General features: G+C 49.0%; 21 protein-coding genes. 4 read left to right on the forward strand and 17 right to left on the reverse strand.

Annotation, left to right across the window (positions count from 1 at the left end; translation table 11 throughout):
- Positions 1-360: 360 nt before the first annotated feature.
- Positions 361-2091 carry a cellulase family glycosylhydrolase gene (locus QW71_RS11660; protein ID WP_039297733.1) on the reverse strand — a complete coding sequence of 577 codons (1731 nt, stop codon included), beginning with the start codon at positions 2089-2091 and terminating at the stop codon, positions 361-363.
- A gap of 296 nt (positions 2092-2387) precedes the next feature.
- On the opposite strand from QW71_RS11660, the gene QW71_RS11665 reads away from it, so the two are divergent.
- Together QW71_RS11665 and QW71_RS11670 are read left to right on the forward strand one after the other, a co-directional pair.
- Positions 2388-2681 carry a hypothetical protein gene (locus QW71_RS11665; RefSeq protein ID WP_039297736.1) on the forward strand — a complete coding sequence of 98 codons (294 nt, stop codon included), beginning with the start codon at positions 2388-2390 and terminating at the stop codon, positions 2679-2681.
- 274 nt (positions 2682-2955) lie between these two features.
- Complete coding sequence (locus QW71_RS11670; protein WP_039297739.1) at positions 2956-3141, forward strand: hypothetical protein; 186 nt, start codon at positions 2956-2958, stop codon at positions 3139-3141.
- A gap of 105 nt (positions 3142-3246) precedes the next feature.
- On the opposite strand, the gene QW71_RS11675 is transcribed toward QW71_RS11670, so the two are convergent.
- The 3 genes from QW71_RS11675 to QW71_RS11685 all read right to left on the reverse strand — a co-directional run bounded on the left by QW71_RS11675 (position 3247) and on the right by QW71_RS11685 (position 7464).
- A complete protein-coding gene (locus QW71_RS11675) occupies positions 3247-4128 on the reverse strand; it encodes a DMT family transporter (RefSeq protein ID WP_039297741.1) in 882 nt (293 codons plus the stop codon).
- 80 nt (positions 4129-4208) lie between these two features.
- Positions 4209-6158, reverse strand: a complete 1950-nt coding sequence (locus tag QW71_RS11680; protein ID WP_039297743.1) for an NAD(P)/FAD-dependent oxidoreductase — start codon at positions 6156-6158, stop codon at positions 4209-4211.
- A 37-nt stretch (positions 6159-6195) separates the two neighbouring features.
- Positions 6196-7464 (reverse strand): OFA family MFS transporter, encoded by a 1269-nt coding sequence (locus tag QW71_RS11685; RefSeq protein WP_039297745.1) that lies wholly within the window; start codon positions 7462-7464, stop codon positions 6196-6198.
- Positions 7465-7686: 222 nt separating this feature from the next.
- Here QW71_RS11685 and QW71_RS11690 point away from each other — a divergent pair, with 222 nt between their 5' ends.
- Positions 7687-8223, forward strand: coding sequence for a PadR family transcriptional regulator (locus QW71_RS11690; protein WP_039297747.1), 537 nt, complete (start codon positions 7687-7689; stop codon positions 8221-8223).
- 160 nt (positions 8224-8383) lie between these two features.
- On the opposite strand, the gene QW71_RS11695 is transcribed toward QW71_RS11690, so the two are convergent.
- The 3 genes from QW71_RS11695 to QW71_RS11705 all read right to left on the reverse strand — a co-directional run bounded on the left by QW71_RS11695 (position 8384) and on the right by QW71_RS11705 (position 10116).
- Complete coding sequence (locus QW71_RS11695) at positions 8384-9208, reverse strand: alpha/beta hydrolase (RefSeq protein ID WP_039297751.1); 825 nt, start codon at positions 9206-9208, stop codon at positions 8384-8386.
- Positions 9209-9261: 53 nt separating this feature from the next.
- Positions 9262-9660, reverse strand: a complete 399-nt coding sequence (locus tag QW71_RS11700; protein WP_235441450.1) for a MarR family winged helix-turn-helix transcriptional regulator — start codon at positions 9658-9660, stop codon at positions 9262-9264.
- Between the two features lie 93 nt (positions 9661-9753).
- Positions 9754-10116 (reverse strand): helix-turn-helix domain-containing protein, encoded by a 363-nt coding sequence (locus QW71_RS11705; RefSeq protein ID WP_039297754.1) that lies wholly within the window; start codon positions 10114-10116, stop codon positions 9754-9756.
- Positions 10117-10288: 172 nt separating this feature from the next.
- On the opposite strand from QW71_RS11705, the gene QW71_RS11710 reads away from it, so the two are divergent.
- On the forward strand, positions 10289-10819 hold the full coding sequence (locus QW71_RS11710; RefSeq protein ID WP_039297756.1) for an NAD(P)H-dependent oxidoreductase: 531 nt from the start codon (positions 10289-10291) through the stop codon (positions 10817-10819).
- Between the two features lie 316 nt (positions 10820-11135).
- Here the strand turns inward: QW71_RS11710 and QW71_RS11715 are convergent, their stop codons facing one another.
- From QW71_RS11715 to QW71_RS11760, 10 genes are all read right to left on the reverse strand, one after another.
- The gene (locus QW71_RS11715; protein WP_039297759.1) at positions 11136-11897 is read right to left on the reverse strand and encodes a SagB/ThcOx family dehydrogenase; all 762 of its coding nucleotides are present in this window, start codon (positions 11895-11897) and stop codon (positions 11136-11138) included.
- Positions 11898-12165: 268 nt separating this feature from the next.
- On the reverse strand, positions 12166-13884 hold the full coding sequence (locus tag QW71_RS11720) for a beta-N-acetylglucosaminidase domain-containing protein (protein ID WP_047013747.1): 1719 nt from the start codon (positions 13882-13884) through the stop codon (positions 12166-12168).
- A 64-nt stretch (positions 13885-13948) separates the two neighbouring features.
- Positions 13949-15688, reverse strand: coding sequence for a family 10 glycosylhydrolase (locus QW71_RS11725; RefSeq protein ID WP_039297764.1), 1740 nt, complete (start codon positions 15686-15688; stop codon positions 13949-13951).
- Positions 15689-15940: 252 nt separating this feature from the next.
- Positions 15941-17575 (reverse strand): extracellular solute-binding protein, encoded by a 1635-nt coding sequence (locus tag QW71_RS11730; protein ID WP_039297767.1) that lies wholly within the window; start codon positions 17573-17575, stop codon positions 15941-15943.
- A gap of 34 nt (positions 17576-17609) precedes the next feature.
- Positions 17610-18500 (reverse strand): carbohydrate ABC transporter permease, encoded by an 891-nt coding sequence (locus tag QW71_RS11735; RefSeq protein WP_039297770.1) that lies wholly within the window; start codon positions 18498-18500, stop codon positions 17610-17612.
- A gap of 96 nt (positions 18501-18596) precedes the next feature.
- Complete coding sequence (locus tag QW71_RS11740; protein WP_039297772.1) at positions 18597-19523, reverse strand: sugar ABC transporter permease; 927 nt, start codon at positions 19521-19523, stop codon at positions 18597-18599.
- Positions 19524-19547: 24 nt separating this feature from the next.
- Entirely contained in the window at positions 19548-20846 is a 1299-nt protein-coding gene (locus tag QW71_RS11745) for a 6-phospho-beta-glucosidase (RefSeq protein ID WP_039297774.1), read from the reverse strand.
- The gene (locus tag QW71_RS11750) at positions 20831-21820 is read right to left on the reverse strand and encodes an N-acetylglucosamine kinase (RefSeq protein ID WP_039297777.1); all 990 of its coding nucleotides are present in this window, start codon (positions 21818-21820) and stop codon (positions 20831-20833) included. Before QW71_RS11750 ends, QW71_RS11745 begins: the two co-directional genes overlap by 16 nt.
- Before the next feature lie 20 nt (positions 21821-21840).
- Positions 21841-22830 (reverse strand): LacI family DNA-binding transcriptional regulator, encoded by a 990-nt coding sequence (locus tag QW71_RS11755; RefSeq protein ID WP_039297779.1) that lies wholly within the window; start codon positions 22828-22830, stop codon positions 21841-21843.
- Positions 22831-23060: 230 nt separating this feature from the next.
- Positions 23061-23324 carry a hypothetical protein gene (locus tag QW71_RS11760; RefSeq protein ID WP_039297780.1) on the reverse strand — a complete coding sequence of 88 codons (264 nt, stop codon included), beginning with the start codon at positions 23322-23324 and terminating at the stop codon, positions 23061-23063.
- Between the last annotated feature and the right edge of the window lie 65 nt (positions 23325-23389).

Below are 23389 nucleotides of genomic sequence, written 5' to 3' on the forward strand. Positions count from 1 at the left end.
ATCATCCTGTGGTGTAGTACGGCATAGCCCCCTCAGGCCAGAGGTCCATGCGCATTTATTCACATATAGGCATAGAAGTAGAAACGTTCATGCCGCCCTTCAAAGCACGGCACTCGTTTCTATGGATACCGATTCCTATTCTGCTCGCCGGGAAGACCTAAGTAATGCAATTTTACACCCATTGCCCTATTTTGTATATTTATAAATTGAAATAATTCTTGATGTGCGATCACAGGCGGGAAAGCATACGTACCATGAATCCGCCAGGGTTCCGTTCATTTGGCATACCGCAATAAAAAAGCCTTCTTCCATCCCGCAGGATAAAAGAAGGCTCTTGGACATCCTCTGCTTGTGCTACATCTACATTGCCGTACCGGTAACGCTCGTTCCGTTCTTGGTGATTTTGTAATTCACGACTTCGCCGCTCCAGAAATGGAACTTCAGGATCACGTCACCATTGTTCACTTCATTGAAGAACGCCGGCAGCAGACTGATTTCACCCGTGATATAGGAAGGCGTAAACGTATAAGCAAATTCTTTATAAGACGTCCAGTTTTGCGGGCCGGCATTCCCGCCTGAAGCATAAACGGCTTCCATCGTAGCAAGGGTGTCGCCATTGAACACAGCCGGTATTTTAAAAGCACTGGCTGTTCCCTGAACGCTGCTTAACTTTGGCGTATTATAGAGAATTACGTTAAAATTCCAATCCGCTCCTTTGTTGAAGCGGGCCGTCAATACTGCATTGACACCAAGCTTACCGGAAGAAGTCAGGCTGGTGAGCTTCGCTGCTTTGAACGTCAGCTGGTCACCGTTTAGGGTATAATCCGTTCCCTGCACCAGCTGCTGGCTGCCGTATAGAATTGAAGAGAGCGTATTGCCGTTCAGATTCAGCTTAACCGTCACATCCTTGGCTGCGGCACTCTTTTTCAAATGAATGAGATCGCTTTCAGCAGTGGACGAGCGGCCGGTCCAGCTTGCCTTCATCATATTGTAAAGCTGCGGATCGGTCCACTGGAAGGAAGTGCGGCCGAAATGCTGGCCATTGTCCCACAGCATCGGTGTAATTTGCTTGGACTTCAGATAATAAGCCAGGTATTCAAAAAACTTCAGCTTCTCGCCCTGCTCGATCACACCAGTGTTCTTGTCAAAACCAAGCAGCCCATACTCGCCCACAATAACGGGAATGCCTCTGGCGGTAAAGGTGTTATAGACATTAGTAAAGGTAGTCACGATATCGTTCTGCGTATCGTTCTCGAACCTGGTATAACCGGCAATATTGACACTGAACGGCCAGAACCCGTAATAGTGTACAGTCGCGATCAGATTGGAGTCGTTCAGCCTGGTGATGGTCTGGTACAAGGCATCCATCCGGCTCTGCGTCGGTGAAGCTTCCAGCGTGGACAGCACCAGCGGACGGGTGGCATTATTCGCACCGGAGGCTCTGACGATGCCATGGAAAGCCGCATTCAGCTCATCCAGCATCTGAATCGCCTTGGCCTCATCCGTGGTTCCGCCATCGGTGAAACGCGGCTCATTCACGCTCTCGAACATCAGCTTGGTGGAATATCCCTTGAAGCGGTTCGCAATCTGAGTCCAGACCGCCTTATAGCGGGCCAGCACCAGATCATGCTGCTGCTCCATTTTGCTGATCCACAGCCAGGAATCATGGTGAACGTTGATCATGACATACAGATTCTCTGCTACTGCCCAATCAACAACCTGCTGGACACGGGACAAATAGGCCGCATCCACTGTATACGGGGCAGCCGCTCCCGTATGTACATCCCAGGTCACGGGAATCCGGATGCTCTTATAGCCTTGGGCAGCAATCTTCTTGATCAGAGCCTGTGTGACGGCCGGGTTGCCCCAGGAAGTCTCATCGGCTCCGGTCGCATCCAGTGTATTGCCCAGATTCCACCCCGGCTGCATGGCATCTACGTAGGATTGAAGACCCGTGGATGCAGCCGCAGCTGCGGCAGCCTGATCCTGCGGCACCTGTTCTTCAGTTGCAGCAGAGACCATCGGTGTGACCATAGCGAGCAGCAAGACAGCGGTGAAGATGAATGACAGAAACGATTTCTTTTTTGGCATGGATCGTTTATTCCTCCCGGTTTGTTGTGATCGGCTGATGCATAAAATCAGCTTCAGGATTTTTATGCAACCGCTTACCAAAATCAATATAGCATCTTTGCCGATTGGTAAATATCCCAATTATTAGTGTAAAAAACACTCATAATTAGAGATTTTTCTTTGTTCCAGGCAGGAATGCCGCGCTTCAGCTAGTTTGCTCTTTTTCCTCGGCCTGCCCCCCCGTCTTATGCTATAATAATTAAACATAATCCAAAGAGCCCGCTTCTGATGTAATCCATATTTGAGGAGCTGTGACGATGAGCGATCCGATTTTGCAACAGATTCTTACGGAATTACAGGGAATGAAATCTGATCTGAGCGAGGTCAAGTCCGAGCTTGGCACAATGAAGGCTGATATTGACAGCATCAAAGAAGATACGAAGCTGATCCCGCTGATCCAGCAGGCTGTATCCGAAGTCAATGCTGAAGTCATTGCAACCCGGGACACTCTTGAGCGGATAGACAAAACATTAACCGTACATGATGCTACACTGGACATGCTGGCCAGACGTTCTATTGATCAGGAAGCCGCATTGAAACGTATAAAATAAGCTCTCCCTACAGGAATTTGTTATAAGCGGCCGCCATTTCCGGCAGTCGCTTTTTCTTTTACCATTCCTCATTGCCTATTGTCTCTCCCACAAGGACATAATTCCTTTCACAAAGCACAGACCCTCTCCACTTCACACTTTGTACTCTTTTGTTGTCTATTTCACACGGACACACCTTTGATTTTCAACTTATCCGTGTTATAATGAAAGCGTAAACAAAAGTGATTGAAACCCTATTATCCATCGGATTTCATCGCCAAGGAGGATGAATGCAATGCTGGCAGGAATTAAGGAACTGAAGAATTGGGTAACCGGAATGTGGCAGCCTGGGATGGCTTCGGGAGAAGAAGACTACCGGAAAATGGAATACAGCGTAGAGCGTCATTTGCACACACCGCAAACTCCAAGCCCGCTTACTTACGAACAGGAATCACGGATCAAGACTGTCAAATTCCATTAATCTAACCGGATGTATATAGATTGAACTATAGCCCACACTTGAAAATCCACAATAACAAGGCCGCAAGTAACCGGATCATCCGGTTCATGCGGCCTTTTATTTATTTCATGTCCCCTTACGGTCCGTAGAGGCAAAATAAGTACCAGCGATCATAATGATGAGTGCCATAATAAACGAAAAGGGCGGTAAATCGAAATACATGATCAGTGACAGCAGCACTCCTATAAATGGAGAAATGGCATAATAAGCGCTGGTCTTCGCCGCTCCAAGATACCGCTGTGCATATATGTACAAATAGATGCTCAGTCCATAAGCAACAAATCCCAGCAGCAACGCAGCAAAGATATACCCGATGCGATCTGTAGTTTCTCCGAGAATGAGTGAGATGACAAGTGAGCCTAACCCTGAACCGAACCCTTTGATCACTACAACCTGTAGCGGGTCTTTGGCGGACAGCTTGGAGGTCAGATTATTCTCAAGTCCCCAGCAAACAGCTGCAAGCAGCACAAATATTGAACCCCACGATAATGAAATACTGCCGAAATCCTCGACAGAAAGGATCATACTGGCAGCTGTAATGAGGATAACCGCCAGCCACAATCTTGAATTAATCGACTCCTTGAACAGCAGAAGGGCAATCAGCGCGGTTGCGACAATCTCAAAGTTATTGAGGAGTGAGACCGTTGCAGGAGTAGTCACCGTTAGTCCGATCATCAGGAAGATAGGAGCGGCGATATCCAAGACAACCATCCCGGCTGTAAAAGGCAGCTCTTGCCTGGTCAGCCGCATTTCCCTCTTCTCTACTTCTCTTCTGGAACGAAACCACCCGATGACCGACATCCCCATACCTGCACCCAGATACAGAAGCGCAGCCATCATCGTTGGCGGAACTTCCTTTAATAGCTCTTTGGATACCGGCGTGCTGATTGCATATAGTGCAGCCGCGAGGATCGCCCAAATGACCGCAGTTCTTTGCTTTGTTGCCAATGGAATTCCCCATATCCTATAGTATAAAACCGTCTTAAACATCTATACCCAGTATCCCCCCTGGGGGGATATGTGTCAAACTAAATATCAAGCGCTGCATGATATCCCTGATAAATTGCAGTAGTGATCGTTGACGCTTTTACACAGTCCCCGATCTGAGCCACATAAGGAGCACAATCAATTAACTCATCTACGATATCTCTTCTTGCCCGTTGTCCAAGTGCACAAATTACGGAGGTTCCCGGAATCAGCTGCTCTTCCCCGCTTGGATTCAGGCAAACTACGCCCTCTGGCGTAACACATAACCCTTTATATCCCAGATGAACCTTAATATTCAGCTTGTCGATCTCCTTCAGCATAATCGGGCGATGTCTGATATTGGCATCCGGTGCCAGCTCAGTTCTCATCTCAACCAAATGCACCGTTTTGCCTTCCTGGGCAAGGTGAATCGCTGCTTCACTGCCCGCCAGTCCGCCTCCCAGTACAACCACACTATCGGTAACCTTATCTTTCTCCAGATAGTAGTCATTAACTACAACTACATTATCACCATCAAGTCCCGGGATTGGCGGAACAATGGCCGCGGAACCGACGGCTATAATTAACGCATCCACATTTTCATTATCAACATACGCTTGGGTCACAGGTGTATTTAGACGGATCTCGACGCCTGCGTCTTTGGCTAATTTCCCGAGAGTAACTCCCAGCTCATACATCTCATATTTGAAGGGCAGCGCCTGCTCTCCCCGCAGAATACCGCCCACATCATCTGACTTCTCACATAAAATGACCTGATGTCCGCGTTTGGCAGCAGTCATCGCCGCATACAGCCCGCCGGGGCCAGCACCCGCTACCAGAACCTTACGCGGATTAGCCGAAGGATAAATTTCTGTCCCGTCCATTTCACGCCCGATTAACGGATTCACCGTACAGCGTCTTGTAGAGGTCTCTGCACGCTCCGCCATACAGGTGAAGCATCTCAGACATTTAATAATGTCCTCGTCACGGTTGCTCATGACCTTCCGGGGCAGCTCTGGATCAGCCAGCAATGCGCGGGCCATCTCAACCACATCCGCCTGACCGCTCGCAATGATCTCTTCCATCTGAGCCGGGTCATTTAAACCGCCGACCGTAGCAACGGGGACACTTACATGCTTCTTGATCTCTGCTGCCAGATACACATTACTGCCATGCGGCAAGAACATCGACGGATGGGTGATTCCGAAGCCGGTCTGATACGTGCCCGCAGATACATGCAGCAGGTCGACTCTTGATTCGACAAGCTTGGCAATTTCAATACCTTCAGTAAGGTCATATCCGCCTTCAAACAACTCCGAACCGCTTATTCTGAACTCGATAGGGAAGCCAGGGCCTACGGCGTTGCGGACACTGTCAAGAACCTCCTGGGCAAACCGTACCCGGTTCTCCAAAGTTCCGCCATACTTGTCGGTTCTACGGTTGAAGTACGGAGAAAAGAACTGATTGATCAGCCAGCCATGTCCGCCATGGACCATAATCATCTCATAACCGGCTCTCTTAGCCAGTCCGGCACATCTGCCATAGGCTGCTACGATGTCATCAATTAGTGCTTGTGTAAGCTCCTTCACTTCCCTGCCGTCTGGGCGTACTCCGGGGCTGGGCCCCCACTGGGCCAATTCCTGCTTCTTATTCTTGTCCGTCAGATATGTACCGGCATACTGTCCGGAATGGGATAGCTCCACACTCGCAATAGCTCCGTGACGGCGGATGGCATCTGCAGTATAAGTAAAGCTGGCAAGAGAATCTACAGTTCCCAGGTCCAGATGGTACATATGGGAGGCTTCGGTTTCGGGATGTACAACAACTTCACTGACTGTAACTGAGGCAGCGCCGCCTTTAGCTCTTAATTCATAGAACGCTGTGGATTTGGGTCCAATCGTACAGTCTGCTGTAATATCGGTTCCGCCCATAGGAGAGCCAAACATTCTATTTCTGAAGGTTACATTACCTATTGTGATGGGTTTAGACAGGTTCGGATATTTTCTATGCATGATTTCATTCTCCTTCTCTCTACATTGCTTCTGTTCTTTATATACTAGCTTCCTGAGGCTTAGCAGCAGTTCTCGCCTGATATTTGACAGCCCACTTATAGACAAAGGTCAGGATAATTCCGGTGATGCCAAAGATGGCCGCAATCACAAAGGCTCTCTGATAGCTGCCGTCTGCACTGTACACATTCTTCATAATGGACGGGCCAAAATAGCCCGCTAATGCAAAGCCGATAAACATAATTCCATAATTCACACTATTATTCTTGGCACCGAACTGATCTGCAGTAAATCCGGGGAATACGCCCATCAGGGAGCCAAAGCTTAAGCCGATCACAGAAATACCGATATAGAAGGTCGCCACACTATTAGCTCCTGAAATATACAGCAGGGTGAGCCCCACTACAGATAAGAGTGAAGCAAAGGTGAGCGTGTTGATCCGGCCGATTTTGTCAGAAATATAGCCCGCCAGGATGCGTCCGCCCGTGTTGAATAGAGCCAGTACAGAAACCACAGTCGTTGCCGCTGCCGCAGACAGGCCAACCATTTTTTGAGCGATAGGTGAAGCTTGTGAGGTACACATTAGTCCGGCAAAAGCACCGCTGATTAATAACAGGATCATTACATAGAATAGTGGACTTGCCAGCATGCCTTTCCAGTCTTTGTCGCTTTTTAAAGAACGGCCAGTACCCGGCAACTTGGGTGTCCAGCCTGCCGGAACGAAATCCGACGGACATTTCTCAATGAAGAAAGAAGCGGAGCAGATGATAAGAAGAAATGCGCTGCCGATGATTAAGAATGCTGATTTCACTCCAGACGAGCTAATCAAGCCATTGGCAATTGGAGGGATGATGACCGAGCTTAATCCATAGGCAGCAGTGGTTACTCCGCCAACCAATCCCCGTTTGTCAGGGAAGAACTTGATGGAGTTACTGATAGTGCAGCCGTAGACCATGCCAGTTCCAAGGCCAAGAACGATGCCGTACGTAAGGACCAGGAAGCTAACCGAGGTTGCAAACCCGGACAATATCATCCCGCCCCCGAATAACAGGCCACCTACCAGAATTACCCGCTTAGGTCCGAATCTGTCATTAATCCATCCGCCTGAAATCATCGTAATTGGACCGACTGAATTGGTAATCGTAAAAGCGATAGCCAAATCCCCCGGCGTTAAGCTGAGTCCTGTCAGCCCGCTCAAATACGCTGCCATCGGGGCAGCAAACACACTCCAGGCGTAGATTGAGCCAATACACAGGTTAATAAAGCAGCTCGCAATCAGAATAATCCATCTCTTCTTTGTAAGTTCCACTGCAATCTTCTTCTCCTTCATCAATCGTATTGTGAATTTATTCACATCTAATCCGATTTCATATTAGCACAGGCTCTTATTTATATCAATACAAACATGTATATTTTTATATGTTTAATAAAACATGTTTATTTGCATATGTAACAAATGTTATTGTCGACTGGCTAAATATGCTATACTAGCGAAGTAGAAAATGACGAATATGTATAGGAAGCGAAGCTTATGAGAACTTTGAAATACGCAATTTTGGGGTTATTAAACAAAGAGCCAATGACTGGCTATGATATAGGTAAGGAATTCGGCAAGGATTTAGGTGAGTTCTGGAATGCCAAGCACAGTCAGATCTATCCGGAATTAAAAAAGCTGCTGGATGAGGGACTTATTGTATTCGAGATCCAAATTAGCGGAGAAATACTGGAGAAAAAACTGTATTCGATTACGGAGCAGGGCAAGAAAGCTTTTTTGCAATGGCTGAAAAAAGAAGAGCCGCTTGAGCCTACGCCTAAAGATGTGTTCCGGCTGAGAATGTACTTCTCCAATAATCTGGATATAGCCACCCGGATTCATCTATTGGAGCATCAGCTGCATCAGCATCAGGAGAGACTGAAGCATTTAAGCAGGAATAAAGAGCGGTATGACAGCATCCCCCCACTCGACAGCGATAATTTCGGTGATTATCTTGTGCTGGATGGCGCAATTCTGCGCGAGACGGTAACGATAGAGTGGCTGGAGAATTTCATAGCCCACTGCAAGCAATAAACAAACAAGTAGAAACGGCTTTGCCGTCCTTTTATAGGACGGTACCTTTTCAGCGAGAAAGATAAGGAACATTTATTGCGCGAAGCATATAAATTCTTATCTTTTTAAAAAGCATAAAGATTCGAGATTTTGTCACCTCGGATCTTTATGCTTATTTTGGTTAAAATACTCTTTTCAACCAGTCGAGGACAGTCTCCACTGCTTCCAGATACCGCTGCCCTACGAGTACACCGGTATGGGTAGTGTTCCACAGGCCTTTATATTCTGCATGAAAATGCTCTGCGTTCACTTTGCCCCGGCGGTCGTCCTCCGCACTGTTAACAGCATGGATAACCAGACAAGGGCAAGTAATGGACCGGCTGTCTACCGGGATTCCGTCCGCACCGTAATGATAAGAAAAAGCGCTAAACGCCTTGGAGGACTCCATAGTCAGATACTTTCTTTGAAAAGCTATATCCTCTGCCGATTCATCTATGCCCGTCAGCTCCTCACGAACCGGAGCAGGCACTACGAGGCCAGGTTGTGTCCGGACGATGTCCCGGTAAGGCACCCGGTCATGAACCTCCTTACAAATACTTGAATCGATCAGCACGAGCCCGGCCGGATCTGCCGTTTCCGCCAGCTTTTGGCTTAGAATCCCGCCCATGCTGAACCCGATCACAATAGGCGGAGCCCCGCACTCAGCGATAACCTCGCTTATATCCTCCAGATAGTCCCCGAAGGTTATCTCCGTCATATCCAGCACCCGGCTTCTGTAATGACTTCTCAGATTCATGACATAACAGGTCCAGCCTTCACGGATAAAATGGGGAATGTATTTGCTCCACATCCAGCTTCCGGTAAAGGCACCATGCACGAATAGTAAAGGAGGCCTGCGGTCAGCGTCTTCTGGAAGGTTCCTTCCTGCAAATATCTGCAGATACAGATCGTTCTCTCCGATGTATTTCTCTGTATGCGGCGGCAATTCTGCCGTGTAATCTCTCACGGGTATGTCCTCCTCAATATTTTAGTTTGATATAAAACTATATAATATATTTTTTAGAAGTTGTTATTAATTTTGCTTAAAATGCTCAGCAGCGCTTCCTTCTCCTGTTCGGTGACATTGAGGTAAAACTGCTCCAGCATGTCTGCGGATATCGCCTCAAAAACCGTTTCCAGCTCCCTTCCCTTCCCCGTCAGAGCAACGTACACAAACCTGGTGTCCTCCTTCTCCCTTTCTTTCGTCACCATGCCAAGCCGGACCAGCTTATCAACCAGTGCCGTGACGGTCGATTTGTCTTTATTAATTTTGGCGGAGATCTCTGCCATAGTAAGCCTAGGCTTCTGCAGCAGCGCATAAATAATGTCCCCGTGCGAGGTGCCGATACCTTCCAGTCCCTGCTTCACCATCTCTGCAACAATGAACCGGTTAACCTTCTCTCTGATCTTGGAGATCAATGAAATAACATCTCTAGTTTCCATACAGGAATTATAGTTTGATATCAAACCATTGTCAATGGCGGGCATTCTATACAGCGGTGCATCGCAGGTTCACTCTTCGTTTGACTTAGTTTCCAGCAACACCACATCTTCACCCTGCTGCTGTCGGATTGTAATATTGGCTCTGCCCCATGAACACATTACATCAATCAATTCATTGGCTGTAGTTCCATATTCCGTTATATAATATTCGACTTTGGGCGGCATTTGATTATAGACATGTCTGCCGATTATTCCGTCTCTTTCAAGTTCGCGAAGCTGCTGGATCAGTACCTTTTGCGAGATCCCCGGGATATTGCGCTGTAATTCGCTTGTCCTTTTCTCACCCGATATTAGATTACATATGATCAACGATTTCCACTTTCCTCCGAGAATTTCAAGCGTTGCTTCTATGCCTAAACGATATTGTTTCATACCTGCCACCTCCTGCTCTAATGATTTCTATCTTGCCATATAACGATCCGAAGTCCAATGCACACTTTGAGGTAACCATGTTACTTTATTGTGTGTATTTACATTTTTACTGGCTTCCAAAATAATATAAACAGCTGCACCAAACCAATATCCGCCGGAAAGGTGATTAAATATGAAAACCCTTGTGATCCTAGCGCATCCTAATATTGAAGATTCTAGAGTAAACAAAAGATGGAAACAAGAGCTGCTTTATCATACAGATGAAGTTACGGTCCATGAGATTTATAAGGAGTACCCGGACTGGAGCATTGATGTTCCGAAAGAGCAAGGTTTACTCGAAGCACACAGCCAAATTATTTTTCAACTCCCTTTATATTGGTATAGTTACCCGCCTTTACTGAAAAAGTGGCTAGATGACGTCTTCACTCACGGCTGGGCGTATGGCTCAAACGGGAATAAGCTGAGAGGAAAGAAGCTGGGGATAGCTATGTCCATTGGGGATAAGCAGGAAAATTACCTGCCTGCCGGTTCCGTTTCTTTTACTGTAGATGAGGTTATAGCCCCTTTTAAAGCCAGTGCCGTGCATGTGGGTGCGATCGCATTACCCTATTTCGCGGTCTTCGGAGCCTCCTTTCAGGCGAGTGATGAAGAAATCAATCAGAGCGCAGCAGACTACTTCCAATATATTATTGAGAATAGATAATTCTCACAGACCTCACTTGTTCCTTTTGTGAAAATCCTGCCCAAAATACAACATTCCCCTACTCATCTCGGCCATAATCCAGAATTGTTGTATAAAAGGCAGGATTTCTCTTCCTCCAAGCGGCTTAACGGGATAATTCTTGCATTTTATACAACAATCCTATGGAATCCCCTGATATCTAGGTCTCAGAGTTGCAATATGTACAACATTACTGCAAGTATGGTGTGAAAAAACCTTCCCTCACCCCAAAGGGTAAAGGAAGGTTTAACGCATCGCCCCAGAAGACGGCAGCTATACTTTCAACTCGTCAAGGCAGCTATTCCCGTTTCTTCCCCACTGCGCCAAGATAGATAACAAACTCCTCATCGCCGTCTAACTCTAAAACCTCATCAATCAGCTTCTGATCATAGATGCCAATGGCGCAGGCACCTGCACCAATGGATTCGCTGGCTAAATACAGGTTCTGGCAGACATGTCCTACATCGATGAGGATTTTTTTATGAGCGGAAATATCATATTTCCATTCGGAGCGGTAGGGCGTGGTACTCCAGGCAAACAGCACGGAAGCCTTGCGGGCAAAGTTAGGGACAAAGGGCTGATCCAAAGTGATCGCATCAATCTTCTGTTCCAACTGATCTAATTCAAACATAAATAGGATCTTATGCTCGATCGGAAGGTATCTGTAGATCCCTTGCGGAATGCCCTCTACCCGCATAATCATTAAATAGGTTTCAAAGGTGTGTGTCGCCCCACTGCAGGGCACGGTCCGCAGCGTAAGCCCGTTCTTGCTCATGCCGGTAATCCCTTGGGTAGCCCATAATAAATAGGATAACTCCTCCAGACTTAAAGTATCCGCAGAATAGAAGCGTGTACTTCTTCTTTGCTCGATACAATCAAAAATATTCTCTTTACTCACTACATCTCTGCTAACCTTCGGCAGATCAATAATTAGTGATTCCGGATCAAACGGCTTAACAATTGGCGGCTGGGCAATTCCTTTGATCTTGTCTGTTTTAATATGTTTGAATTCATGAAAATTGGATTTCAGAAAATTTCTTTGTTGTTCATATCTGGTCATAACAAATCCTCCCGGATTAACTTGATAGCTTTAATTTACCACTCCGTCAAAAATAGATTGTGATTTCATTCACTTTTCACATTACAAAAATTAAAATACCAAAAAACCTCCCCCACCCCGAAGGGTAAGGGAAGGCTTAAACGTGTCGTCTGAAGCACGGTCGCTATATTTCCAGCTCCGCAAGCTTGATGAGTCAGGGGAACCGTTTACGCACGGCTTATTACGTTACTGCTTGGCACTGTGCTCTGCCCATATTGTGCTCTGCCGATTATATTCCAGCCTCCGCTTCCAAAGTCAGCCGGTATCCGTTCTTTCCTTCCCTGACAGCAAATCCCCAGGCTTCGGCGGCTTTCCAAGCGGGATCACTCCCCAGCCGGACCTGAAAGGCTTGACAGGCTTCGGCCCGCTTGTGCAATTCTTCATCGGCTCCGGGCAGAGGCGTCCCGGCAACCTTCTGCCGCAATGCTCTCCACAGCTCTACATCCGCCAGGGCTCTTTGCAGCCAGGGCCCTGCCTCTTCCTTAAACTTGGAATTCTCCATTTCAAGTAACCGGTAGGAGACGCTCTCCAGGCGGTCGAAATACAAATCAAGCCTCGGGATATCTTTGCTCTGCAAGGCCTCTTTCAGTTCCTCATACCCGCCGCTATAGAGCTGGCTATTTAGATTCTGGCTGCAGAAGAACATCATATCCTCTGCCAGCTCTCCGGCGAATTCCCGGACCGACAGCTCCCAGGAGAGCTCCGGCATATAACGCTCACTGTTCCACATGTAGTGGGCCATTGTATTCAGTGTAATCTTGGAGCATTCCCATTGAACCATCGGATTCGCTACCACTGCCTGATGCCCGGTCTGACCAAGCTGCGAATAACGTCCGCGAACCGGGTCCAGAAACAGCCGGTCGTAGTCGGCATCATTGACGGGAATGTTATCCCACAGCCACAGCTCATGTCCGTAATAGCTGTAATTATTCCGTGCATCCCTGCTTCCGACTTGCCGGGCGAAGACCGAAGAGCCGGTCCAGAATATCTTGATGTCCGTATGCAGCTTCTCACGGATATCCCGCTTATATTCGGTATCCCAGTTAGACCAGTATTCTGAGGGGCACATCACCAGAGTAACCTTCTGCAATTGACGGCTTAAATAGTCATAGACACGGTTTGCCACATAGGCATGCGCCAGTCCGGAGCGCTCCAGGTAATGGAGGTTCTCCCCTGACAATGCGTAGTCGATGTCGTCCATGAGCAGGGCGAAATGCCGGACACCGATGGCGATCATCGCTCTCAGCTTCGCTTCCAGACTGGCAAAATCGTCTTCACTGCGAAACTGCAGATCGTTCCCCGGACTAATGCAATAATAGAAGTCCACCAGCTGGGCATCGCATTCCTGCTTCAGCTCACGAATCTGGTCAAACATAGCCTCAGGATAAGGCTCACGCCACAGCTCACGGTGATAGGGATCATCCTTGGGAGCATGCATGAAGGCGTTCATGCGGTGAGCAGCCAGATAACGCACAGCATCTATCCGGTCGTCAAAGCTCCACGGCGTGCCATAGAAGCCCTCAATAATGCCGCGGACCGGAAAAGAAGGCTCATCGTGAATTGTAGCCACGGGCAACCGGCACTTACCTTCATCTATACTCAGCAGCCGGTGCAGAGCATCCATCCCATACCTTAGTCCTCTCTTATTGGAGGCAGCTATTGTAATTTTGCCGTCCATACGGATGTCCAGCCGGTAGCCATCCGCCTTAAGCGATCCCTCATATTCAAGCTCCAGCGTGGCATTGCCCGGTGCGGGTGCCTCTCCTTCTTGCGGCGGTTCAATAATTACAATCGGGCCATCCGCAGCAAGCGGCCACTCCCACTTCTGGATCATGGAGAACTTTGAAGTCAGCCCGATTCTCAGCTGCTGCCCTTCCAGCACCAGCTCCTCACCCTGATCGTAGTAGTCCCGGAAGTAATACTGCCGTTCCCGTAGCGGCATAGTCATATTCACGCCTCCTTCAGCCTCACTATATAGCTCATATTGGTTCTCCCGGCTCTCAGGCTTAGGCTTAATCCGTAACCTTCACATTTCCAAACACGGCCTTGCCCCGCGAATCATTCCCCGGATTGCTGAGGGCTATGCCGATATACACCTTGCGTTTCATGGGGATCTGAACCGTTCCGACCGTCTGCCAGCTGCTCCCGTTTGCCGAAATCGACCCTTTGAACGTATTTCCGGTTCTGGTCAGCTTCAGCCATTTCGGAGCCGAGGCGGCCGCAGTATGGTCGGTCATATCGCCTGCGGTTTCAGCACGATACTGGAAGGTCGCCCCATTCCCGGGGGTAAGCATCATATCCGCGTGCCTGGAATTATGGCCCAGCGATTCCCGGATCATAATGCCGGCCTTGGCCCAGCCGTCCAGCCAGCTGGTGGACTGAACCTTAACAATAATCTCCGCATTGCCGCTCACGGGCTGGTATATATAATTCAGCTGATCCGCATTCCCCCAAATATCCGTCGAGCTGCTGCTGAGTGTAAATTGCTTATTGGAAGCATTGTAGGTGGCATTCCCCGGCATGGAACCGATATTCCGCGCCTTCCACACGGCGGGCAGCTGGGCCGGATAATCTTGCTCTACCGGAGCCGTCCAGCCTGGCGTCGGCCAGGTCTCACGTTCATGGATGTTCGCCAGCTCATCTTCCGGCCAGGCCCCGTAGGCAAAGAACGACAAGCGCTTCACGTCCGGATAATTCTCGCGGATGCCTTTGTAGACCTCCTGATATTGATCATCGGTCCAGTCATTATCCAAGGTGGCTACGATATCCGCATCACTGCCGCTGATCCGGTCGCTCGTATCCTTCAGGATGCCGTAGGAAGTGCTGTATACCCAATCACTGTTGAACTCCCAGTCATCGAAGTACGCCATCGGTGCGACAAAGTCGATCTCGTCCTTGAACTTGGCTACATTCTGTCCAACCTCTGTAAATTCCGGCGGCAAAATATACACACCAAGCTGCACATCCGGATTCGAGGATTCAGAGATATCCTCACGGATATCGCCTACATACTGTCCAATTTGTTCGGTTCTCCATTCGTTCCACTGCTGACGCTGCGGCGAATCCGTATCAAAGTCAATGCTGAGCGGCGAATACCCGAACTCCGCCTGATACTTTGCAACCGTATAATCACTGACGTCCATGTTGTAATTGTCGAAGCGGATCCAGTCCAGCACAACGCCGTCTACATCATAATTCTCAATCACTTCCTGAATGATGGAACGCTCATACTGCTGCACTTCATGATGAATTGGATTGACGAAATATTCGTTGCCGTTTGAGCCTGTAAACGGAGTCTGAACCCCGTCCACCAGTGCCTGCATCTGCCATTCATCGTGTGCCAGGAAGGCCTGCTGGTCATGGAACTGGGGAATCCAGGCATGAACCCTGATTCCTGCGGCATGAGCTGCCGTAATGACAGCCTGCAGGGCATCGAAATTCTGGTAGCCCTGGGCAATGGGCGCGATATCACTCTGATAAAATACACTGCCGGACGGAACCTCATCATCTTCATCCTGCTTCACGTTCATGCTGATGACATCGACCCCGTAGCTTGTGGACAGCCCGATGAAATTCTGCACATCCGCCATGTTCTTGAACTGGTTCACGGTCCGTACAATCACTTCCGTCTCAAAAGGGGGATTGCTCTGCTGCTCGGCCTGGGCCGGCAGGGGAAGGGAACCACCCGCTACCGAAGAAACCAACACGATACCCAGCACTGCCATGAACCCCGATCTCAGTGCAAATGTCATATTCTCGCCTCCACATCATAGTCTTATTGAACTTCTATATAGTTTGAACTCAAATTTTTGATATAAGGATAAGTCGCCACTGCGGTGAGTTTTGGACTTCCGGCCGCTGTTGTCCCCAGATTTCCTGATTTAAACCGCAGTTTGCGGTAGAAATCCGGTGACAAAGGCGGTCGCTTCCGCTCCTACAGTTCCAAAATCCCCTCCGTTGCTTCATCCTTCTATAGTTTTATAGTTCAATCTATATAACAAGAATTATTTCGTAGCGTTGATTTTCTTAACATTTTCCTGCCACTTTTCAGTTCTGAACTCAAGCAGCTTATCCAGCCCCGCCTTTTCGGTGTTCTTCTTAGCCGTCTCCAGTGCCGCCAGCACCTCTTCGTCCGACTTCGCCTGAACCATCTGGGCGTAAGCAAGGGTATAGATATCCGCGACATTCTGTGCGATGATGCCGGTCTCCGTATCGGGAAGCGGGTCGGTATTTACGAATTCCGTAATGTCCAGCGCGGTTTGCCAGGTCACTGTGGACTGCGCCACGGTCTCCCATGATTTCTGGTTCGCGGAGAGCAGCGCCTCGAGGCTCATTTTCGCCGTATCAATGAAGGTCGTATTTCCCGCCCAGTTAAAGTCCTCGAATTTCCTCATCGTATCCGTACGCTCGTTAGCAGGAGTGGTCTTGTATTTCTCGTTCGGAATGGGCGCTCCATCCGCGTCCTCTTCATCCCAGTATAAGCCCTTAGGGCCGAAGAACAGCACCTTTTGTCCCTCCGGACCCGTAATCCAGTCAAAGTAAGCGAAGATAGCCTCCGGGTCCTTGGCCTTTTTCGTAATAACACTGACGTTCCAGCCCAGCGTCTCAAAGCCGCTTACAAATACTTTGGTCTTGTCTATGCCGGCTTTATGGATCGGCCAAATAATCTCATAACCGCTGTCCGGATGGCTTGCTGTCAATGCCCGGTGTCCCTCGGCTCCATAAGTAGTAATATTGGATTCAACCATGACCGCTACCCGGCCGGTATTGACCTTCTCTTTGACCGCATCCTGGGTTTGCTGCAGCGCATCCTGCGTAATCAGCCGTTCACGGTACAGCTTATTGATATACAGCACCATCTCCTCGTAAGCGGGATCGTCCAGGATAGATGTCAGCTTGTCGCCTTCCGGATGCCCCATGAGTGTAACGAACTTGCTGGTGGAGTTCTCCCTGAAACCGCCATACATAATTTCCAGACCTGCCCCCTTCTCCCCAACCTCCAGAGGGACTATATCCGGGTACTTGTCTTGCACCATGAGCAAATACTGATATAAGTCATCAAAGGTCTCCAGCGCCGGTCTGCCGAGTGCGTTATAAATATCCTTATTCACCATCCACCCGCCGTTGCCGAATTGCCCGGAGGTATACCAGTTCGGGATTTGATAGATTTGCCCGTCATCTGAACGGAGCAGATTCAGGGTTGATTCCTTCACATATTTCTTGAAGTTCGGATATTTCTCATAATATTCATCCAGTGCAACGAGCTGCCCTGCCTGCACCAGCCGTTCTACTGAGGACCCCCGGTCCGTAAAAATAACATCCGGCAAATCACCGCCAACGATCATCGTGTTGAGCTTTTCTCCGGCTGCTCCTCCGGATTGTATAGGTTCAACCGTAACCTTGCGGTTCTCCTGAATCCACTTGGTCGCCTCGTTCTCCCCCCAGGGTGAGGTCGTAAGCCAATCGTAGTTTCCATAGAAGCTGAAGGTAACGGGCTTGATCCCGCTGCCGTCATCTGTGGCGGCCCCTGTATTCAGATTGTTCTGCGAAGCGTCAGAATTCCCACCTCCGCTGCAGGCCGTGAGCAGAAGCACCAGCGAAGTCAGCAACAGAGCTACCCCTTTCAGGCGTTTGCGCATTCTTTTCCCTTCTTTCTACGTAATATGGACACTGCTATTCTTTCAATGAACCGATCATTACGCCCTTAACAAAGTACTTTTGGAGAAAAGGGTACGTCAGGATAATCGGAATGGTAGCGACCATCATCGTAGCCATAGTCAGTGACTTCGTGGTAATCGTCCGGTTCCGGTTCATATGATCCAGCGCGATCGCATTCGAGGAGCCAATCTGGGTCATAATGTTGGAGTTCATCACCTGCCGCAGCAGAGTCTGTATAGGAAGCAAGTGATCCTTGGTAATATAGATCGCTCCCGTAAACCAGTCGTTCCAGTAACTTACTGCGGTGAATAAAGATATCGTGGCCAGAACCGGGCCGGAGACGGGAATCACGATCCGGAAGAAAATACCGTAGTTGCTGCTGCCGTCGATTTTGGCTGATTCCTCCAGTCCCTCAGGTAAAGCGCTGAAGAAGGTGCGGATGACAATCATGTTCCAGACGCTGATGATGCCGGGGATAATCAGAACCCAAAAGGTGTCCAGCATGCCCAAAGAGCGAATTAATAAGTAACTGGGGATAAGCCCTCCGCTGAAGAACATCGTAATCATGAAGAACACCATATATTGTTTGCGGAAAAGCAAAGTCTTCTTGGACATTCCGTAGGCTAACAGGGCGGTGAAGAAAACGGATAATGCTGTGCCGGCGAGCGTTCTAAGAATGGTGATCAGAAAAGAATTCAGCAGGCGGTCATCCTGAAACACAATATAATAATTCTCCAGGGTAAATGCTCTTGGCAACAGGGTTACACCGCCGAGCGCCGTATCACTGCCCAGATTAAAAGAAATGACTAACGCGTTCCAAAACGGGTACAGCATGAGTAGCGCCAGCAGTGTCAAAAGGATATAAATAGTCCGCTGCATCACTTTGTCGCCCAGGCTTAGTCTCATTGTTCACCTCTCCTAAAAGGTTTATGGAGCATTACTTACAGTCAATACATCGCAATAAAACTTGCACCCGGAAGCATTCGCTATGAGTAGTAGTACCTACCAGAGACTAACATTTGCCCGGCGGGCGATTGTGTTGGCCGTCACCAGCAGAATGATACTGATTACCGCTTTGAACAGCCCTACAGCTGTCGCATAAGAGAATCTGGCATTTAATATCCCAACACGGTACACATAGGTGTCGATAACATCGGAGTAAGGTCGCAGGATCGGATTGGTTGCCAGCAGCAGAATGTCCTCGAAGCCCGCACTGAGCAGACTGCCGATGGCAAGAATCATAAAGATGACAATAATAGGGGTAATGCTGGGGATTGTAATCAGGTGAATTTGCTTAAACCGGCTTGCTCCGTCTATAGAAGCGGCCTCATATAGGGTCGGATCAATGCCTGCTATCGCAGCCAGATAGACAATGCTCCCAAACCCGACTTCCTTCCATACATTTACACTTACCAGAATGGACCAGAAGTACTTGGGTACTGCCAGGAAGTTAATGGGCTCCCCGGCCAGATTGAACCGCTCCAGCACATAGTTCACCGTTCCGTTATCTACGGATAACAGCGAAAATACGAAACCGGATACAATAACCCAGGACAGGAAATAAGGCAGATAGCTGACGGTCTGGATCACGCGTTTAAAGCCCATATGACCGACTTCATTCAGCATCAGCGCAAGCAGAATCGGAGCAGGAAAAGAGATAATCAATTTGAGCAGGCTAATCACAATCGTATTTCGCATCACATTCCAGAACTCCGGGGCCTCGAAGAACATTCTGAATTGCATAAGTCCAACCCAGGGGCTCTTCATCATGCCGCTAAAAATATCGTATTGCTGGAACGCCATCACCACGCCATACATCGGAATGTAGCTAAAAATGAATACAAAGATAATGCCCGGCCAAACCATGGACTGCAAATCCAACTGACTGGTAAATCTCTTCCACCTGCTCGCTTTTCCGGCCGTGTTCATCCGCTTTACCTCCTCTGGACGATTCTAGTGAAACAACGGTAAAAACGGTTTGTTCTTCTCCAGCATTTCATCCAGCAGCTGTTCAGCTACGGTGACTGAAGGCATGAGCGGATGATGGACCATAGCCTGCAGAGCCACATCCCGGTCTCCGTGCACAGCCGCCTCGATGGTGAGGCTCTCATATTGCTTGACCGCAGCCAGCAGGCCTCTGACGGACTGAGGAACTCTGCGCAGCGGAATCGGCAGCGGCCCCTGCTTGGTGACCACACAATTCACCTCAATGGAGGCATCGTCCGGCAGGAAGTCAATAATTCCGTTATTCCTTACATTCAGCGTCTGGATATCGCGGGAATCATTATGAATGGAGCGCATCAGCAGCACTGCCGCCTCCGAGTAATAGGCTCCGCCGCGCTGTTCCAGCTGCTTCGGCTTCTCCTTCAGCTCTAGGTTCCGGTACAGCCCAAACAACTCTTCCTCCACCTTCTTCACAACCTCAGCGCGTGATCCGGTCGTTGCCGCTGCTTCCTTCTGTTCCGCCAGCATCTCGTCTGTCATATAGTAATAGCTCAAGTAATACGAGGGAATGGCCTGCAAACTGTTCAGAAACCGGTGGTCCCAGGCATCAAACGGCACATTGCCTGCCTTGTAGCTCTCGGGGTAATCAATAAGCTCCTGCAGCTTGCTCTTCCCGTCAATCACGACATCGGATACCCAGTGCAGGTGGTTGATGCCGACAAACTCCGCATAGATCTTCTCCATGGGAAGTCCGAAGAACCCCGAGAGCCACTTTTGGAAACCGATCGGCGAGTTGCACAGGCCTACGCTTTTGACCGATGAATATTTGTGGACAGCTTCAGTCACCATTCCGGCCGGATTCGTGAAATTCAGCAGCCAGGCATCCGGGGCCAGCTCCTCGATATCCCTGCAAATATCCAGAATAACCGGGATGGTCCGCAGGCCTTTCATCATTCCTCCGGGACCGGTCGTCTCCTGACCGATGACACCGTATTGAAGCGGGATCAATTCGTCCCATTTGCGCGCCTCCAGCATGCCTACCCGGATCTGCGTGCAGACGAAATCCGCTCCGGCAATGGCTTCCCTGCGCTCAAGCGTCTCTACTACAGTAATCGGCAGTCCGGACTGTGCAATCATGCGCTTGCTCAGCTCCGCAATCGTATGTAGCTTCTCCCTGCCCTCCTCAATATCCACCAGCCATATTTCGCGGATGGGAAGCTCCTGGTGATGCAGGATGATCCCTTCAATTAATTCAGGTGTATACGATGACCCCGCTCCGATGACAACCAGCTTCAATGTTTCCTCCATGACAATTGCCCCTCCTTACCCTCTGATAGATGATCAAGAACCTCCTGATTTACATGCATACCGCTGCTTTCCATCGCCAGAATGACCGATCCTACAACCGGCTCACGGGTTAGAATCCTTAAAGTGCCATTCGGAGCCGCCAGCTTCACTCTTCGCTCAATGGCCCGCCGGATGATGCCTGAGCGGTCTCCCTTGGTCAGCAGGCTGCCTGCAAGCACGATATCGAAGACGTCTTCCTCCATGGCCAACCGGCGGATTGCCGATGCCGCAGCCAAACCCAGCTCATCCCCTTGCTTGACCAGCAGCCCGGTGGCAACGGGGTCCCCCTCCTCTGCCGCTTGAAACAACAGCTCCGCAATTTGGGGAGGCAAGTCTCTGAAATGATCGAGGTAATCCTCTCTTAACTCTGAAACGGTGGTATAGCCCAGCAATTGAGTTAAGCGTTTGCTCAGCACTGTCTCCATTTCTCTTCCGTCATCCGCCCTGAGGACGCTGCGGAATACCTCCATACTCAGATCATAGCCGCCGCCAAAATCCCCGAACCGGTAGCCGAAGCCGCCGCATTGGTATGCAGCACCCGCCGGATTTTTACCACTGCAGTTCACGCCCGATCCGCAAATCAGCACGAGCCCATAGTTCTTCTCTGTACCTGATCGCAACGCATTCCAGGTATCGCAGGAAATGTCAGTCCGGGGAAGGCCAAGGCTGCTGATGATCGGCCGCAAAATTCTAAAATCAGCCTCTCTGTCCGCTCCCGCCAGTCCGAACCAGGAGTAGTCCAGCTGATCCCTGGTCAGCCCTGAAGCCGTAATGGCTTCCGATACGGCCTGGTGCAAGCTGTCCGCCGCCTGCTCACGGTTTAGCTGATGATTCCCGTTCCCGCTTTTGCCTGCACCCATGACCTTCCCCTGTTCATCTGCAATCATTGCGCAGGTCTTACTGCCTCCTGCATCCACTCCCAAAAAATACTTCACTGATGATTCACTCCTATAATTCAAGTTAATCTGACAGAAGCGGTGGATTCACGAATGAGCAGCTGAGGAGCGAGCTTCGTTACAGCGGGCTGCTTCATCTCCCCGTTAATCAGTTTCAGCAGTAATTCAACGCCTATATTGCCCATTTGCGCCTCAGGCTGCCTGACTGTCGTGAGCCGCGGGTAGAATTCACCTACGAACTGCTGATCATCAAAGCCGACCACAGAGATATCCTGCGGAACCAGAATTCCTTCCTCACGCAGGGCCTGAACAACCCCGAGCGCAATAAAGTCGTCTCCCGAAAAAATGGCTGTCGGCAGCTTATCCTCGCGAATCCATCTCTTCGCCACCTCATAACCGCTGCTTACCGTAAATCCGCAATATTCCGTGCCGAAGGGCGTTAGCCCCGCTTCATCCAGCGCCTGGACATACCCCCGTTTGCGCTCCGTTACACTCAGGAACACCGAAGGGCCGCCGATATAGGCGATCTGGGTGTGCCCAAGACTAATCAAATGCTTAGTAGCTTCATAACCCCCTTGATAGTTATCAACGAGTACACTCGGAACATCCTCATGCTGGAACTGGTTATCCAGCAGGACAACCGGAATGTTTTTTCGTTTCAGCTCCTCCACATATTCTTTCTCCTCAAGCGGAGACAACAGGATAATCCCGTCCACGCGGTCCTTCTGAAACAGGAAGTTCACACCATCATCCTCATTCTCGGCTATAGACAAGGCCAGGAAGTACCCTTGCTCTGCCAGCTTCCGGTTCACCACGCGAATCACGCGGTCATAGAAAGAGTCGTTAAAGTTGGTAATCGACATCCCAATGACTCCTGTCTTGCCACGAACGAGACTACGCGCTGCTGAATTGGGCTGATAATTCAACTCCTCAATCGCACTCAGCACTTTCTGGCGGTTGCCTTCACGTACAGAGGGTAAATTGTTTAGAACTCTGGATACGGTCACTACAGAGAGCCCCGACTTTTTGGCTACATCATGAATGTTCATCTAAGCATCTATGCCTCCAAATTCAAAAGTTTAATCGATTTAACTTTCAGAGAAATAAAAAAGAGTAACTCATCTCGCAAAAACTGCGTCCTAACTGAAAATCGAACATTAGATGTGAGTTTTCTCTTTATCAAAATTATCAAAATCGTTCTTAAAGTTTAAAGGTTTATACTTTAATATGAATATACAACCATTCCCAATATCCGTCAATCTATAAAATGCAGCCAATCTTAATTCTTCCGGAATTCTGATCGCCGTCTCACTCTCATCAGAGGGTCTCTAGGCAGACGAATAATGCACTCCTTATTGGAGGTGTGATAAACAATGCTGCCAGGCTCAGTGCTGAAAAATTCTTTGTTGGCATCCTCTTCAGGAACTGCACGAACAGGTGCTACTTCCGTTATAATTTTCTTGTCATCTTCCTCACGATAGTCAAGAATGGATAGCAAGACAAATTGGTCAGGAAACAACTCTCTTACTTGTTGCCATTTCATTCCTTTAACCTCCCGACTTATTTAGAATATAAATGACTTTGATGATTTTATTTTATCATATACTA

The organism is Paenibacillus sp. IHB B 3415, assembly GCF_000802655.2.
Lineage (GTDB): Bacteria > Bacillota > Bacilli > Paenibacillales > Paenibacillaceae > Paenibacillus_AQ > Paenibacillus_AQ phytohabitans.

What these genes read in the sequence shown, in the direction of transcription:
- QW71_RS11660 (WP_039297733.1), bottom strand. Translation starts at nt 2,091, where the DNA reads ATGCCAAAAAAGAAATCGTTTCTGTCATTCATCTTCACCGCTGTCTTG.
- QW71_RS11745 (WP_039297774.1), bottom strand. Translation starts at nt 20,846, where the DNA reads ATGGAGGAAACATTGAAGCTGGTTGTCATCGGAGCGGGGTCATCGTAT.
- QW71_RS11720 (WP_047013747.1), bottom strand. Translation starts at nt 13,884, where the DNA reads ATGACTATGCCGCTACGGGAACGGCAGTATTACTTCCGGGACTACTAC.
- QW71_RS11730 (WP_039297767.1), bottom strand. Translation starts at nt 17,575, where the DNA reads ATGCGCAAACGCCTGAAAGGGGTAGCTCTGTTGCTGACTTCGCTGGTG.
- QW71_RS11710 (WP_039297756.1), top strand. Translation starts at nt 10,289, where the DNA reads ATGAAAACCCTTGTGATCCTAGCGCATCCTAATATTGAAGATTCTAGA.
- QW71_RS11665 (WP_039297736.1), top strand. Translation starts at nt 2,388, where the DNA reads ATGAGCGATCCGATTTTGCAACAGATTCTTACGGAATTACAGGGAATG.
- QW71_RS11740 (WP_039297772.1), bottom strand. Translation starts at nt 19,523, where the DNA reads ATGAACACGGCCGGAAAAGCGAGCAGGTGGAAGAGATTTACCAGTCAG.
- QW71_RS11725 (WP_039297764.1), bottom strand. Translation starts at nt 15,688, where the DNA reads ATGACATTTGCACTGAGATCGGGGTTCATGGCAGTGCTGGGTATCGTG.
- QW71_RS11705 (WP_039297754.1), bottom strand. Translation starts at nt 10,116, where the DNA reads ATGAAACAATATCGTTTAGGCATAGAAGCAACGCTTGAAATTCTCGGA.
- QW71_RS11670 (WP_039297739.1), top strand. Translation starts at nt 2,956, where the DNA reads ATGCTGGCAGGAATTAAGGAACTGAAGAATTGGGTAACCGGAATGTGG.
- QW71_RS11690 (WP_039297747.1), top strand. Translation starts at nt 7,687, where the DNA reads ATGAGAACTTTGAAATACGCAATTTTGGGGTTATTAAACAAAGAGCCA.
- QW71_RS11760 (WP_039297780.1), bottom strand. Translation starts at nt 23,324, where the DNA reads ATGAAATGGCAACAAGTAAGAGAGTTGTTTCCTGACCAATTTGTCTTG.
- QW71_RS11715 (WP_039297759.1), bottom strand. Translation starts at nt 11,897, where the DNA reads ATGACCAGATATGAACAACAAAGAAATTTTCTGAAATCCAATTTTCAT.
- QW71_RS11735 (WP_039297770.1), bottom strand. Translation starts at nt 18,500, where the DNA reads ATGAGACTAAGCCTGGGCGACAAAGTGATGCAGCGGACTATTTATATC.
- QW71_RS11755 (WP_039297779.1), bottom strand. Translation starts at nt 22,830, where the DNA reads ATGAACATTCATGATGTAGCCAAAAAGTCGGGGCTCTCTGTAGTGACC.
- QW71_RS11680 (WP_039297743.1), bottom strand. Translation starts at nt 6,158, where the DNA reads ATGCATAGAAAATATCCGAACCTGTCTAAACCCATCACAATAGGTAAT.